Here is a 15,408-nt window from a genome sequence, read left to right on the forward strand (position 1 = left end):
TAACTTTTTTTTAATTATGCTTTATTTTCTCTTCTTTTTTTCCAGATAAAATCTCCTACGAAATAAATAGCTAGAAGTATTAAGAAATATTTAAAGTAAGATTGAGGCTGACCTTCGCCATCTACAGTTGTAAATACTCGGTTCCAGCGAATCTTGTTAATTCCTTTTCCGTTAGTATCCCAGCTCATCCAAATAAATACTGGTTTACCTACTATATGATCTTCTGGAACATAACCCCAATAACGGCTATCTTCTGAGTTATGACGGTTGTCTCCCATCATCCAGTAATAGTTTTGTTTGAAGGTATATGTTGTAGCAGGTTTTCCATTAATAATGAATTTAGAACCTTGCAATTCTAAAGTGTTTCCTTCATAATTCGTAATAATTTCTTTATAGAAAGGAAGTGATTCATTTGTTAATGCAACTGTTTTTCCAGCTTCAGGAATATAAATAGGCCCCATGTTGTCTTGGTTCCATTTGTTGATATGAGGGAAAATATCATTGTTATTTCCCGTGTCAATTTTTCTAATTACAGCAGTAACTCCAGGAGTATGTTTGAATCTTTCTGCTCCCGCTTCTGTTAATGAACCCAAGTAGAGTGTATCTCTTTTTTCGGTTCTAAAACCTGCTGGGTCTGTAATATCTAATTCTTTGAAGATCGTTTCAAAGTCAATTGGAGTTTTTCCGTCTAAAGCTACAGCGTATGAATACTGTGGTTTTGCTCTTTCTGGTAAAACTAATTTTTTTCCGTTAATAAAAACGTAACCATCTTTTATTGATAAGCTGTCTCCAGGTATACCAACACATCTTTTTACGTAATTTGATTTTTTATCAATTGGTTTAATGACACCTGGTCTTCCTTTTGGTTCAAAGAAGTAATGAACGGTATCGACCGGCCAGTTGAAGACGACAATGTCGCAACGGTTTATTTTTTGAAGAGCTGGAAGTCTTAAATAAGGTAATTGTGGCCAGCTTAAATAGGATTTAGTTTTGGTTAAAGGAATAGAGTCGTGAACCATTGGCAAAGCTACCGTGGTCATTGGGACTCTAGGCCCATAGTTTAATTTACTCACAAATAAGAAATCACCAATCAATAAAGATTTTTCTAAAGATGATGTCGGAATTGTGTATGGTTGTACAACATAAGTGTGTACTAATGTTGCTACTATAATTGCAAATAATAAAGAGCTAACCGTATCTGCAGTTTTATTTTCGGGAGTTAATTTACGATCTTTATTATACTCTAATTTCTGTGTGTAATTGACAACATAAATGTAAAAACCTAAAGTAAAAAGACCTAAAATAGTGTCTAAAGTTGATTTTTTGCCAAAAGTTCTTAAAGTTTCTACCCATATAACTGGAAACATAATCAAGTTAATGATTGGAATAAAAAGCAGTAATGTCCACCATGTTGGGCGTCCAATAATTTTCATTAAAACGATAGAATTGTATACCGGAATTGCAGCTTCCCAACTTTTTCTTCCTGCTGCCTGATATAATTTCCATGTTCCTAGAAAATGAATAATTTGAACGGCTAAGAAAAATACGAACCAAGAGTAAAATGTCATAATATTGTATTTTAAGTTTCAAATTCAAGTTTTTATTAATCTTGAATTTAAGTCAATTTATTGTAAGTTTAATACATCTTTCATTGAGAAAATTCCCTGTTTTCCTGCTAGCCATTCTGCAGCGATAACAGCTCCAAGAGCAAAACCTTCGCGGTTATGAGCAGTATGTTTAATTTCGATGCTGTCAATGGCAGAGTCGTAATTTACTGTGTGAGTACCAGGTACTTCTCCAATTCTTTTTGCTTCAATTTGGATTTCATTTGCTTTAGCTTCTTCCATAGTCCAATTAGCGTAATTGCTGTTTTCAATAACGCCTTGAGCTAAAGAAATGGCCGTTCCGCTTGGAGCATCAAGTTTATGAATGTGGTGAATTTCTTCCATCGAAACTTTATAAGAATCGAATTGCTTCATGATTTTAGCTAAATATTCATTTAATCCAAAGAAAATATTTACTCCTAAACTGAAGTTTGAACTAGAAATAAATCCTCCTTTTGTCTCATTACAAAGTGCAATCATTTCGTCATAATGTTCTAACCATCCAGTAGTTCCTGACACTACAGGCACATTAGCATTAAAAGATGCAGAAATATTACTCACTGCTGCAGAAGGAACGCTGAAATCGATGGCAACATCAGCAGTCGAAAGTCCGTCATAGGTGTTAAATTCATCTTTTCTTAAAACTATTTCATGACCTCTTTCCAAAGCAATTCTTTCGATTACTTTGCCCATTTTTCCGTATCCTAAAAGCGCAATTTTCATTATGATTTGTTTTTTGATTTTTTAAATAGAATTCAATCTATTAAAACTTATAATTAAAGGTTAGTCCGACGTTTGGTTTAAATGTTACATCGGCAGGATAAATTTCTGGACGCATTGAAAGTCTTTCATTTACGTTAAACTGTATCAAAGCCGCGTCAACATTGGCATCAATAATGTTTAAAACATAAAATCCGACAACAAATAAGGCAGATAAGTCTCTGTTTCTCTGGTAGAATTTTTGACCAGCAACAAGTCGGCTTTCATCCAAATATTTATATTTATCATCATTATAGCCTTCTAATCTTCGTTTGTAGGCGTCACGATAATCGTGGTATTTTTTATTGTTGTCTATGTAGAAATATAAACTTGTTCCAATTGCTCCGTAAACCAATGGAATTTTCCAATATTTTTTGTTGTATGCTTGACCTAAACCTGGTAATACAGCAGAATAGAAAGTCTGCTTTTGCTGGTGTAAGCGGGTCTATTTCTTCTAATGCAGTAGTGTCTTTTACGACCAAAACCGTGTCTTTTTTTGCTTGGGCAAAAAGAGAAACGGTTCCTGTTAGAAAGAACAATAGACCAATGGGGACAATTTTATTCACTATCCGTTTATTAATTTCATAATTCTGTTAAAGTCAGCTTCAGAATTAAATGGAATTGTAATTTTTCCTTTTCCGTTGCCAGCGACTTTTATATCAACTTTTGAGCCAAAATAATCGTTAAAACTGTTTTTTTGAGTTTCTCTAACTACGAATGCAGCATCAGCTTTTGGCTTTCCGTCAGCTTTTGGCTGTAAACCTTCGTGATAATTTTTAACTAAAGCTTCTGTCTCACGAACTGATAAATTTTGGCTAACGATTTTTTGATAAATATCGGTCTGAACGTCTAAATCTTCAATGTTGATAATTGCTCTACCATGTCCCATGCTAATAAAACCATCGCGAATACCTGTCTGGATAATCGGATCTAATTTTAAAAGACGTAAATAATTGGCAATTGTAGAACGTTTTTTACCAACTCTTTCACTCATTTGTTCTTGAGTTAATTGAATTTCGTCAATTAAACGCTGGTATGATAAAGCAATCTCAATTGGATCTAAGTCATGACGCTGGATGTTTTCAACCAAAGCCATAACCAAAGATTCGTTGTCATTTGCAATACGAATATAGGCAGGAACATGAGTTAAGCCTACTAATTTTGATGCACGAAGACGACGCTCTCCAGAGATTAATTGATATTTATTAAAATCTAATTTACGAACAGTAATAGGTTGAATTACGCCAAGTTCTTTGATGGAAGTGGCTAATTCGCGTAATGATTCTTCATTAAAATTGCTTCTAGGCTGAAACGGATTTATTTCAATCGCACTTATTTCAAGCTCAATGATGTTTCCAACAACTTTATCAGCATTTTTGTCTTCTACTGATTTAATGTCGTTTTCTGGATCTTTTAATAGTGCAGATAATCCTCTTCCTAAGGCTTGTTTTTTAATTACTTTTGTCATAAAAACTATTTACTGTTTTTCTTTATAATTTCTTGAGCTAAATGAATATAGTTTACAGCACCTTTACTTGTAGCATCATAATTAATGATACTTTCTCCAAAACTCGGAGCTTCACTTAATTTTACATTTCGCTGAATTACAGTGTCAAAAACCATGTCGTTAAAGTGTTTTTGAACCTCTTCTACAACTTGATTAGATAAACGTAATCTTGAATCGTACATTGTTAGCAATAAACCTTCAATGTCTAAATCAGGATTGTGTATTTTTTGAATACTCTTAATAGTGTTCAATAATTTTCCTAATCCCTCAAGTGCAAAATATTCACATTGAATAGGAATAACTACAGAATCTGCTGCTGTTAAGGCATTCAAGGTTAACAAACCTAAAGAAGGCGCACAGTCGATAATGATATAATCATATTCTTCTTTTGCTTCTTCCAATGCTTTTTTAAGCATGTATTCACGGTTTTCTTTGTCAACCAATTCAATTTCGATAGCAACAAGGTCAATGTGAGCTGGTATCACATCTACATTTGGAGCTGTACATTTTAAAACGGCTTCTTTTGGTGTTACAGTATGCTCAAGTATTTGGTAAGTTCCAGTTTCAACTGTTTCTACGTCAATTCCAAGACCAGATGTAGCATTGGCCTGTGGATCTGCGTCGATCAACAATACTTTTTTCTCTAAAACACCTAATGAGGCGACAAGATTTACTGATGTAGTAGTCTTTCCAACGCCTCCTTTTTGATTAGCAATAGCAATGATTTTGCCCATTTATTTTCTGAATTTTGAACCGTAAAAATACAATTATTTATGGTTTTTGAAAATCTATTTTGTTAACATTTGTGAAAGTTCGCTTAATCGTGGTTTCATGGGTGCTTGGCGGAAAATAATTTTAGTTATGAATAAAATTATAATAAGATTTTTGAATAATTTAGTTGATATTCTAGTCGCAAAAAGACAAGAATCTATTTTTGTTTCGAAAAAAATCTTATTTTAAGATTTCAATTGTAACATAAACTAAACCGCTTTTTTTATTTGAAGCAATCTCCATAAATGCTCTTTTACTGAGGTCAATTTCTCGTCCTTTTACAAAAGGGCCTCTGTCTGTAACTTCTACAATTGTAAATTTCTTATTTATTTCGTTTGTTATTTTTAGGATAGTGCCAAAAGGAAATTTTTTATGCGCTGCAGTGAGTTTATTATTATTAAATCTTTTGCCACTTGCTGTTTTTCTTCCATTAAATTTATCATGATAATAGGAAGCGTGTGCATTTTTCTTATATAAAATACTTTCTTTAATTAGCGTACACGAGTCAATAGGAAAGCTGTTTTTTTGCTGTGCTTTAATAATGGTGAAAAAAAGTAAAGCAATAAATAGTACAATTTTTTTCATTTGATTTTTTCTTTCAATTTGCACACAAAAAAAAGCGATTAAAGACAAACAGATGAGTTCAATAAGCTTTCTTTATGTTATAAAAAGGCAAAATATCCAGTTTTTGTAGTGTTTTTGATAAGAAAATTGAATGTTCTAATGAAGATGCGGGTTAAAGATTATTGCTATTTTGGGATTTCTAAAAATTACATTTATTACAATCTATCAAACCACAAAAAAGAACATTCTTATGAGTAAAAAAGCATTCTCATTACTTGCAGTATTTGCGTTTTTTCTGTTTTTATGCAGTTTTGTTTCACCTGATTCGATTAACGAAACAATGGAAGGAAATAAAAAAATAGAACGCAAAATTGTTTACAACAAAAAGAAACATACTATTACATTATCATGGTCGGCTTTTGGCTCTTCGGGAAATTATATTATTACAAGAGGAGGAAGTCGTTTAGCATCAGAATTTGTGTCAGTGGGATCGACTTCTAAGTTGATATTTATTGACAATAAGCCTAATGAAGCTAAATATGAGAATTATTATAAAGTCACTCGTAACAATATCACTATTGTAATTTCTCTCGAAAATCAAATTTTTGGAGACAATATGTATTTCTATGATCGAAAACACGAAAAAGCTGAAACGGCACGAAATGAAATTAATTCTCAGTTTAGCAGTATTGGTTTAGGTGGTACAAATGGCGAATGGACAACAAAACGCCAAGCTTATTACTTTAAACCAAATGTAAATGGTCAGACTTATGATGTTGGTGGTTCTGGTTCTGCATCGTCAAAAGAGGCAAATGCTATAGAGTTAGGGTTTTATTCTCATATTGGAGGTTTAGGAAAAGTGCCTTCTGACGTTAAATTGGGCGCAATATTTACAAGACCGCATCTTTCTGGCGGAGCAAATGCAACATGTACGTTTTGGCGTTCTGTAGAAAACGTAGAAATTATGCGTGATTTTTCTTGGACGGTTTCCCAATCAACAAGCGCAAGAAGACTTTTGATTGAAAGTACTTCTAAGTATATTTCGGATATTGGAGATACCAATTTTTGGGGAAGTGGCGGTTTTATTGCCGATGCTCATTACACTACGTCAAGGCCGAATTGGGGCGGACAGCAACAATGGTATACAAGAAATGCAGTTTTTCCTTCGGGTTCTAGTGCCATGGGAGGTTCTTATAATATGGTGTGGCAAGGTTGCGTCAATGCTCCTGAAGCAGATAATAGTAATGCGCCTATTCCTACGACACCTATTATCAGAGAAAAACCTTTTCTTTTTATTGATAGTGATGGAGAATACAAAGTGTTTGTTCCTGCGTGGCAAAATGATAGAGTTGGGGTTTCTTGGTCTGTGACAGATATGGGGAAAGGTAAAGTTCAAGATTTAATTACGAGTTGGTATGTTGCCAAAGAAGGAGATACCGATAAGGAAATTAACGCAGCTTTGAAAGCAGGTAAAAATATATTTTTTACTCCAGGACATTATGCGTTAAATGCTCCAATCCAAGTAAATAGGAAAGATGCGATTCTTTTAGGAGCAGGTATTGCATCAGTTACACTTGAGCCTACCGAGAAAAATAGTTGGGGATGCATTTATGCAGATGATAAAGATGGAATTGTCATTGCGGGACTTTTGATGGATTCATTAAATAGTACCACATATCAAATTAGAATTGGTAATGAAGGAGCAAATACGGATCACAGTGCAGATCCTATTCTGCTTAGCGATATTACTTGTAGAGTAGGTGGAGTTCAGTCAAAAAATATTCAGATTGAGGCTTCTATGCAAATAAATAGCAATAATGTTGTAGGAGATCATTTCTGGTTGTGGCGTGCCGACCATGGTTCGCAAAAAGGAGGTGATGCACGCTGGACGAGAGATAGATGTAAAAACGGACTTATTGTTACAGGAAATGATGTTACGCTTTATGCATTATTTGTTGAGCATTATCAGGAATACGAAGTGTTATGGCTTGGTGAGCGCGGGAGAACTTTTTTCTTTCAGAATGAACCTCCATACGATGCTCCGAATCAAGCAAGTTGGAGTAGTCAAGGAGGTAGAGTTGATGGTTATGCGGCTTTTAAAGTAGCAAATACCGTCAAAGAACATCATACAGTCGGAATGGGTTCATATGCAGTTTTTACAGGAACGGATGGAAATGTAAATAAGAAAAATGGTTTTGAAATACCAAACAGTCCAAATGTGAAATTGGAGAAAATGTGCATTACTCGGTTTGCTGGATCGGGTAATATTCAAAATGTTATAAATAGTACGGGCGGAAGCACGTCAACTGGTGCAAAACGTGTAGCGTCTTATAATAATGGCGAAGGCACACAGCCTTTTGATGAGGAATTTGTTTTGCCAAAACGTGAATCGTATCCTTCTTATATTAGTATGGGGAAATAATAAAAAAAAATCTCGAAACAAAAACTCTGAAGACTATTGGTTTTCGGAGTTTTTTTTATTTTTCTATTGTGTTTTTTGCTCGTAAAGTTGCAAAAACGCAAAGTTGATGTTTTAAGTTTATGGAAATAAAAAAGCCGAACATTTCTGTTCGGCTTTTGTCGGGGTGGCAGGATTCGAACCTGCGGCCTTCCCGCTTTAAGGCGGGACGCGATAACCGAGCTACGCTACAATTGATATTCAAAATTTATATCTTGAAGATACCTTTTTGCACCACGTTTTTTTATTTTGTCTTCCAGAGTCACTGCTTCAGACCTTGTGTTTAATTGAATTGTATAAATGATTTTCCAAGGAGTACCATTTTTTGTGGATAGTGATTGTCCACTATTGTGTCTTCTCAATCTATCGTCGATATCATTTGTTTGACCGATATAGAATTTTTCCTTTGTAGCGCTGTAAAGAATATAAACGAAAAACATAAGGTTGGAATTAAAATAAAAAAGCCGAACATTTCTGTTCGGCTTTTGTCGGGGTGGCAGGATTCGAACCTGCGGCCTCCTGCTCCCAAAGCAGGCGCGATAACCAGGCTACGCTACACCCCGAAGATGTAATTTTTGTTGTAGTGCCCGAAAGCGGATGCAAAGATATAAATAAATTTGATTTGTAAAAGAAAAAAAGGAAAATAAATAAAACTTATTTTAAGATAGCTATTTCAGATTTATTTTCGAGGTTATTTTTTATAATAAAGTTTACATTTGCAACTCAAAAAAACTATTACTATGTCAAATACAATCGAAAAAATTAAATGCCTTATTATAGGTTCTGGTCCTGCAGGTTATACTGCGGCTATTTATGCGGCTAGAGCTAACATGAATCCAGTATTATATCAAGGAATGCAGCCTGGTGGTCAGTTGACTACGACTAATGAGGTTGAGAACTTTCCAGGTTATGTTGATGGAGTAACAGGGCCTGAAATGATGATTCAGTCGCAAGAACAAGCAAAACGTTTTGGTGCAGACATTCGTGACGGATGGGCAACAAAAGTTGATTTTTCTGGAGATATTCATAAAGTTTGGATTAATGATACAATCGAATTACACTGCGAAACTGTAATTATTTCTACAGGTGCTTCGGCTAAATATTTAGGATTGCCATCAGAACAACACTATTTAAATATGGGTGGTGGAGTTTCTGCTTGTGCAGTTTGCGACGGATTCTTCTACAGAAATCAAGATGTTGTTATTGTTGGAGCAGGAGATTCTGCTTGTGAAGAAGCACATTACTTATCTAAACTTTGTAAAAAAGTAACAATGTTGGTTAGAAGTGAAAAGTTTAGAGCTTCTAAAATTATGGAAGAGCGTGTTCGTAAAACCGAAAACATTGAGATTTTAATGAACCATGATACAGTTGAAGTTCTTGGAGATAATAATGTAGTTCATGCTATTAAAGCATTAAATAAAACTACGGGAGAAACTATCGAAATTCCTGCAACTGGTTTCTTCGTAGCAATTGGACACAAACCAAATACAGATATCTTTAAAGATTATATCACATTAGATGAAACAGGTTACATCGTAAATACTCCAGGAACATCTAAAACAAATGTTGATGGTATTTTCGTAGCTGGTGATGCCGCTGATAATGTATACCGTCAAGCAATTACTGCTGCAGGTACAGGATGTATGGCTGCATTAGATGCAGAAAGATATTTAGCTTCTAAAGAATAATTTTAGTTTAAAGCTTTCCAGTTTTAGGTTTCAAGACTGTTGGAGCGTTTAAAACTTTGCATAAAAAAATCCCAATTTTAATTGGGATTTTTTTTAATTATTTTTTGATTGTTTCTAACCTTCTTAGTTTGTCAGACATTGTTTTTCCTGTCGCAATTAAAGTGTCATGATGATTAATGGTTATTAACCATTCATATTTTTTGGATACTATATAAAGATCACTAAACCAACTCTCACCAATAATGATTTGTATTGTTTTTATTTTTCCTTCGTAAAACCAAAATTTATCACTTTCATTAATTGTTTCGTTAACTATGTACCAGACATTTTCTTCTTCGTCAACTAATTTATCAAGATAATTTTCAGGACGTTGAGCTAAATTTGAAAGTGCAAATGTATCGAGTTTAAAATCGGTCCAAATCCAAGCTGGCTTTTTGTTAGAATGCGATAAATTGCAGAAAATATTAATTATATTATTTTCAATTTTTTCCCAATTTTCATTTGTTGATAAAGGGCGAAAATCTTCTTTAGAAATTTCTTTTTTGGTAATTATATTGGCTATTTCGGCTCTTAAATTACTCCAGTTTTTTCTAAGTAAACTTCTTTCTTTTCGCATCTTGTAAAAAATCAGATGATTTTATAAAACCTAATCTACTTAATTTACTTAATCTTTTTAAGCAACTTCGCTTCTTCAGAAAAACGCGTAAGCTGTATTGCTGGATTTCCGTAAAGAGAAATTTCTGCTTTGTCACCTATTGCTAAAGAAAGTGTAGTTTCGGCTAGAATACTTCCAATAGCAGAACTTTCAGCAGTTACATTTGCTTCTTTCAAAGTAAATTTTACTCCCGTAAAAACAGAATTATTGTCTAATCTAATAGTTGCTTTTTCAGCAATACCTTCTATCGCAAGCATTTGCTTTTTGATATAAATCACATTTGAATTTTATAGCAGAAACTAAAGATTTAACAACTGCATTTTTGCTCAACTGTAAGATTCCGTCTTCTGCTTTTAAATTTAATTCTGTCCTTGTTTTATCATCTGCTATAAGAGTGAATTTTTTAGAATTTACATTCAAAAATAGTTTAGAAAAGTCAAGGCAATTCATTGTGATGTCATCTAAATGCAGTTCTTGAATAGCATAAACAACGGCTTCATTTTTAGTAATTACTTTTTTTAACGATTTAGTATAAGTAACTTTTACAGATAATTTCTTGAAAATAGTAGATTCTTTATTAGTATATAATCGAAGCGTTTTTTCTCTTAAATCCATTCCTACAATATCGTGCAGGTTATCATCGGCTTCGATTTTGATTGCATTTTTTTCTCCCTCTTCCAAGTAAACTTCCAGGTTATCGTCGACTTCAAGAGCGTCAAAACTTCCAATTTCTTGTAATGAGGTGGTAACGATTTTAGAACCTTTTATTTTTTCTCTTTTTTGTGCAAAAGTCAAGGTTGTAACAAATAATAATAAGAGCAGCGCTGTACTTTTTTTCATTAATTCTAGATTTGATTTTGACAAATATAAAAAAATCATCCACTTTTGATGAATGATTTCTTTTATATTTAACAGTTGTTTGTCTAGCTTTTGCTAACGCTTCCTCCAGAAGTTTCAGATTTTTCAACTTTTTTTGGATTACCGCTGTAGTTTACATTTCCACCGCTAGAAGCTTCTGCTTTTAGACTCAAGATTGGGTGTACAGAAACTGTTCCGCCGCTAGAAGCATCTGCATGAATATCATTCGCCATTAATTCCTCAGCATCAATACTTCCACCGCTTGAAACAGATGCGTTAAGGCTTAATGCTTTACCTTTAATTTCTATAGAACCAGCACTTCCTGTATCTATTGAAATTCTATCCGATTCAATATTCATATCCATTGATGCGGCGCTAGAAAGTTCCAAAGTAATATCTTCACCATGAATAAGTCCGCTAGTTTCAACAGTTGATGCGCTAGAAGCTTCAATTCTATTAATTGCAGGCATTTTTACCGTTACCTTTTTTGACGTAATGTTACGGAAAGAGCTGTATTTACATTCAATAATAAGAGTTCCGTTTTCTACTCGAGTAACAATTTCTTTTTGAAGATTATCGTCGGCTTCAACTGTAATTTCTGTTTGGTCAGATTGCTGAATAACTAGATCGATAGCATTGCTTACAGAGATATTTTTAAACTCTCCATTAACGGTTCTTTTTTCTGTTGTAACATTTCCGCTTCCTTCAATTGCATTCATGTTAAAGTTGCATGAAGCAAATAATAAAGCCGTAATAGTTATAATTATAAATTTCGTAATATGAATGATTATTTTTATCATGGTTTAGTTAATTTTGATTATCACTCCGTTTTTATCAGTAGTTAGTCTTCCTTTAGTTTTTTTCCGTTTAAAACTTCTTTTCCGTTAATTTTAACCGAAACTTCTTTTATAGTGTCAGCAGGATCAATTTTAGCATCATTAATTGCTTCATTAACATCTTCGTTGATACTATCGTAGTCAATTTCATCATTGTTTTCATCAGCAGGACAGTTTAAACATTTTACTTTAGCCCCGATAACTTTATAGTTGTAATCTCCTTTATAATTTAATTCGAAGAAATTGTCATCTGAATTGTAATAATCTCTAACAGATGAGTCTGGTTTAATTAGTTGTCCTTCTGGAAGATAAAGGTAAATATCAACTTCTTGACCTCTAAATTTATTTTTAACATCTGTCAGAAAATAGTTATCCAAAATTAAATGATTTCCGTTAACTTGAAACTTGTAATTAATTTTTTCTGCTCTTTTTTTAGCATTTGTAAAAGAGTTTCCTCTTGCACTTTTTTCGATCTGCATAAATGGAGTCGACTCGTCTGTATGCAATACATGTATACGTACATCATTAGAATAAATCAGTTCATTGTTTGCAGAATCTTGTACAAATTCAAATTCTCTATAGTGGTTCAAGCTTTTTGTATAGTAATCATTATACTTGAATTTAATGTATAAAGTATCAGTTGGTTTAATTGCTAGAACTTTTTTCTCTACTACTTTATTATCATATGAAATTTCAGTAGCCTGTTTGATTCCAATACTAGTAAGAATTGCAATAGATATAATCCAAAGAGCTAAAAGCGTGTATTTTGTAATATTCCCGATTGATTTTAAATTTGGAGATAACAATTTAAATCCTAAAAGTGTTAAGAAGAAAAATGGAATTCCAATTGCAAAGAACATTAATAATCCAAATGACCAAAGCGGATATTCTGTAAAGTTTCCTGCTTCAATAAAATTTTGCCAAGGGAAATCGATAAAAATGTTAGTTCCTAGAGTAAATACCCCAATCAATAACATAATCAAAGTTGAAAGTCCTGCTATAATTAGAATCACACCTAAAAACTTAGCAAAAATTTTAAAAACCGTCATGACAAAGTCTCCAAATGAACTACTTATTCTCTCAGCTCCCGACTTTACTTGGTTTCCCATTTTATCATAATCTGCATTTTTGAATTTTTCAGAAAGCGTATCAATTTCTTCACGAACTTTTTTTTCGATGTTCGAAATCGTTACTGGCTCTCCTGTCATTTCTAATTTTTCAGAAGTTGTAACAGCTTCAGGAGTTACAATCCAAAGAACGAAATAAGCTAAGATTCCTGTTCCAAAACCTGCAAAAACGAAGATTAAGAATATGATTTTAATCCAAACAGCGTCAATTCCAAAATAATGTCCTAAACCTGTTGCTACACCACCAATCATACCTTTTTCTTTATCGCGATATAATTTTTTGTGTTTTCTTGGGCCGTAATTATTGAAAGATTGGTTTGCGTTTTCTTCATCTTCAATTCGGTAATCTTCTGGCTGACCCATTACTGCAATCACTTCGTCAACATCTTTCAGTCCAACAACATGTTTTTCGCTTTTTTGTTTTTCTGTCAACAATTCAGAAACACGCATTTCGATATCTTTAATAATTTCATCTTGACCAGAAGAGTTGTTAAGTGATCGTTTTATAGCGTCAAAGTAGCGTGTCAATTTTAAGTATGCATCTTCATCGATGTGAAAAAACATCCCGCCTAAGTTAATATTTACTGTTTTGTTCATGACTTATTGATTTTGATTGGTGATTAGATTTACGGCGTCAGATAATTCTGTCCAAGTGCCGCTAAGTTCGTTTAAAAAAGTTTGTCCTATTTCGGTTAATCCATAATATTTTCGTGGCGGCCCTGAGGTCGATTCTTCCCAGCGATAATTTAGTAAACCGTCATTTTTTAATCTAGTTAACAACGGGTAAACGGTTCCTTCTACAACTAGTAATTTTGCGTTTTTTAAAGTGTCTAATATTTCAGATGTATATGCGTCTTTTTCTTTTAGAACAGATAAGATGCAAAACTCAAGAACACCTTTGCGCATCTGTGCTTTTGTGTTTTCAATGTTCATAATTTCATTTTGTTTTTTTTTGATTGAACAATTCGTTTTTTGATTGATGATTGATGATTGATGATGATTGATTTGTCTATAACCTTTAACCTTTTTAGTTAGACTGAGCGAACTCGAAGTCTTACTTTACAAAAGGAATCGTAAGAGGATATTTATATAATTCTCCGTTTGAAGCTTTTATTGAAGCATAAATCACTAAAAAAAATTCAACAAATTTCAAAACTGCAAAAAGAACGACTGCTGTAATTCCGACACTTAAAATTCCAATGTTTGCTTGAATGTTGAAATTTCTGATTACAAAATCGTCGTCATTAAAGACAGCTTCTATTGGAAGATTCTGCAAGAAAACTGTAATAAAGATTGGAATAGCAATAAGTGCTAAAATTAAAGAGTAAAGCAAAATGCTTAACTGAAAGTTCAAAGCCTGTTTTCCGTGATGATCTGCAAATTCAGATTTGTCTTTGTAACTAGTCCAAATTATTAGCGGAAAAATATAGTTCCCAAACGGAATTATATATTGGCTTAAAGTACTCAAATGAGTAAATGCTTGCTGTATTCTTTTCTGATGTTTTTTCCATGATTAGTGGTGATGTTGTTTCCATGATTAAAAGTATATAGTAATTTCTTATGCAAATATATGGCTAAAAAACAGTATCTTGTTTTGCATAGTACTAATTATTAACAAAAATTTAACAAATTTAAAACTATGAAATTGACTTTAAATTGTTGAGAATCACTCGAAAGTCTTATGTTTATTGGCTTCGTTTTGTTAAGTTAATAATTTATTGTGCGTGCATAGTTTTTTTGTATTTTTACATAAAAAAATAAATCATATGGCACTTTCGGTATCAAAACTTAATAAATTCGTCTTATTCAAATTGCCTTCTGCATACTTTTGCGGAGTGCGAGTAAAAGACATCAACGATAGTAGTTGTACAGTTACAGTGAAGCACAGATGGATCAATCAAAATCCGTTTAACTCAATGTACTTTGCGGTTCAAGCCATGGCGGCAGAGTTAACAACTGGAGCTTTGGTAATTTCTCAGATTCAACAGAGCGGTAGAAAAATCTCTATGTTAGTAGCCAACAACAAAGGAAACTTTACAAAAAAAGCAACTGGAAGAATTACATTTGTTTGCAACGATGGCCATTTAATTGCCGATGCTATAAAAAGAACAATTGAAACTGGAGAAGGACAGACATTCTGGATGAAATCTATTGGAACAAATGAAGAAGGTGTTCAGGTTTCTGAAATGGATTTTGAATGGAGTATTCGAGTGAAATAATTATTTCGTTCAATCTATATCTATTTTAATATAGAAGTAAAAGCAATAAATTTTTTATTGCTTTTTTTATTTTTTGACCTCACTATATTTATTATATCTGAATTTTTTAGCTCAAAAAACAAAACTTAATTGTTAAGTTGTTAAAAATCAGTACCTTTACAGTTGCTATAGTTATGGTTTTATCAAAATCTTCCAATACAATTGTTCACATTCTTTAAATTACTACAAGCCTATATTTGAAAATTGTTTTTCTAACTTATAAAGCCTATTTTTTTTGTAAGTTATTATTTATTTTTTTGATTTTTTACAATTTTACTGCTCTCAGAAGGTAAAAAGATGTCTCTATTTAATATTCTTTAGAC

15 protein-coding genes, 1 tRNA gene and 2 pseudogenes are annotated in these 15,408 nt (G+C 32.9%); 3 read left to right on the top strand and 15 right to left on the bottom strand.

The window, feature by feature from the left end; all coding sequences use genetic code 11:
* Positions 1-14: 14 nt before the first annotated feature.
* The 6 genes and pseudogenes from lepB to P5P87_RS21050 form a co-directional block, all read right to left on the bottom strand.
* Positions 15-1,568, bottom strand: a complete 1,554-nt coding sequence (gene lepB, locus P5P87_RS21025; protein ID WP_278020501.1) for a signal peptidase I — start codon at positions 1,566-1,568, stop codon at positions 15-17.
* Positions 1,569-1,625: 57 nt separating this feature from the next.
* Positions 1,626-2,327, bottom strand: coding sequence for a 4-hydroxy-tetrahydrodipicolinate reductase (gene dapB / locus P5P87_RS21030; RefSeq protein WP_198858377.1), 702 nt, complete (start codon positions 2,325-2,327; stop codon positions 1,626-1,628).
* A gap of 40 nt (positions 2,328-2,367) precedes the next feature.
* Positions 2,368-2,929, bottom strand: a pseudogene (locus tag P5P87_RS21035) (DUF5683 domain-containing protein).
* The gene (locus P5P87_RS21040; RefSeq protein ID WP_095929441.1) at positions 2,929-3,831 is read right to left on the bottom strand and encodes a ParB/RepB/Spo0J family partition protein; all 903 of its coding nucleotides are present in this window, start codon (positions 3,829-3,831) and stop codon (positions 2,929-2,931) included. Before P5P87_RS21040 ends, P5P87_RS21035 begins: the two are co-directional and overlap by 1 nt.
* A gap of 5 nt (positions 3,832-3,836) precedes the next feature.
* A complete protein-coding gene (locus tag P5P87_RS21045; protein WP_278020502.1) occupies positions 3,837-4,604 on the bottom strand; it encodes a ParA family protein in 768 nt (255 codons plus the stop codon).
* Positions 4,605-4,821: 217 nt separating this feature from the next.
* The gene (locus tag P5P87_RS21050; RefSeq protein ID WP_198858375.1) at positions 4,822-5,226 is read right to left on the bottom strand and encodes a septal ring lytic transglycosylase RlpA family protein; all 405 of its coding nucleotides are present in this window, start codon (positions 5,224-5,226) and stop codon (positions 4,822-4,824) included.
* Between the two features lie 229 nt (positions 5,227-5,455).
* On the opposite strand from P5P87_RS21050, the gene P5P87_RS21055 reads away from it, so the two are divergent.
* Positions 5,456-7,627: a pectate lyase family protein gene (locus P5P87_RS21055; RefSeq protein WP_278020503.1), complete on the top strand. Its 2,172-nt coding sequence runs from the start codon at positions 5,456-5,458 to the stop codon at positions 7,625-7,627.
* Between the two features lie 224 nt (positions 7,628-7,851).
* On the opposite strand, the gene P5P87_RS21060 is transcribed toward P5P87_RS21055, so the two are convergent.
* Positions 7,852-8,103 (bottom strand): GIY-YIG nuclease family protein, encoded by a 252-nt coding sequence (locus P5P87_RS21060; RefSeq protein ID WP_278020504.1) that lies wholly within the window; start codon positions 8,101-8,103, stop codon positions 7,852-7,854.
* A gap of 48 nt (positions 8,104-8,151) precedes the next feature.
* Positions 8,152-8,226, bottom strand: a tRNA-Pro gene (locus tag P5P87_RS21065).
* Positions 8,227-8,403: 177 nt separating this feature from the next.
* Here P5P87_RS21065 and trxB point away from each other — a divergent pair.
* Positions 8,404-9,351 (top strand): thioredoxin-disulfide reductase, encoded by a 948-nt coding sequence (trxB, locus tag P5P87_RS21070; protein WP_278020505.1) that lies wholly within the window; start codon positions 8,404-8,406, stop codon positions 9,349-9,351.
* A gap of 97 nt (positions 9,352-9,448) precedes the next feature.
* Here trxB and P5P87_RS21075 read toward each other — a convergent pair whose 3' ends face one another.
* The 7 genes and pseudogenes from P5P87_RS21075 to P5P87_RS21105 form a co-directional block, all read right to left on the bottom strand.
* Positions 9,449-9,967 (bottom strand): DUF6756 family protein, encoded by a 519-nt coding sequence (locus P5P87_RS21075; protein ID WP_278020506.1) that lies wholly within the window; start codon positions 9,965-9,967, stop codon positions 9,449-9,451.
* Between the two features lie 44 nt (positions 9,968-10,011).
* Positions 10,012-10,263, bottom strand: a complete 252-nt coding sequence (locus P5P87_RS21080) for a hypothetical protein (RefSeq protein ID WP_278020507.1) — start codon at positions 10,261-10,263, stop codon at positions 10,012-10,014.
* Complete coding sequence (locus P5P87_RS21085; RefSeq protein WP_278020508.1) at positions 10,238-10,846, bottom strand: GIN domain-containing protein; 609 nt, start codon at positions 10,844-10,846, stop codon at positions 10,238-10,240. Before P5P87_RS21085 ends, P5P87_RS21080 begins: the two co-directional genes overlap by 26 nt.
* An 83-nt stretch (positions 10,847-10,929) precedes the next feature.
* Positions 10,930-11,664, bottom strand: coding sequence for a head GIN domain-containing protein (locus P5P87_RS21090; RefSeq protein ID WP_278020509.1), 735 nt, complete (start codon positions 11,662-11,664; stop codon positions 10,930-10,932).
* A 3-nt stretch (positions 11,665-11,667) separates the two neighbouring features.
* Positions 11,668-13,424: pseudogene (locus tag P5P87_RS21095) on the bottom strand (PspC domain-containing protein).
* Between the two features lie 3 nt (positions 13,425-13,427).
* Positions 13,428-13,760: a PadR family transcriptional regulator gene (locus P5P87_RS21100; protein ID WP_008464689.1), complete on the bottom strand. Its 333-nt coding sequence runs from the start codon at positions 13,758-13,760 to the stop codon at positions 13,428-13,430.
* Positions 13,761-13,881: 121 nt separating this feature from the next.
* Positions 13,882-14,295: a DUF4870 domain-containing protein gene (locus P5P87_RS21105; RefSeq protein WP_278020511.1), complete on the bottom strand. Its 414-nt coding sequence runs from the start codon at positions 14,293-14,295 to the stop codon at positions 13,882-13,884.
* A gap of 298 nt (positions 14,296-14,593) precedes the next feature.
* Here P5P87_RS21105 and P5P87_RS21110 point away from each other — a divergent pair, with 298 nt between their 5' ends.
* Entirely contained in the window at positions 14,594-15,046 is a 453-nt protein-coding gene (locus tag P5P87_RS21110; RefSeq protein ID WP_278020512.1) for a DUF4442 domain-containing protein, read from the top strand.
* Positions 15,047-15,408 lie beyond the last annotated feature (362 nt).

The sequence above is a fragment of the Flavobacterium ginsengisoli genome (assembly GCF_029625315.1).
GTDB lineage: Bacteria > Bacteroidota > Bacteroidia > Flavobacteriales > Flavobacteriaceae > Flavobacterium > Flavobacterium ginsengisoli.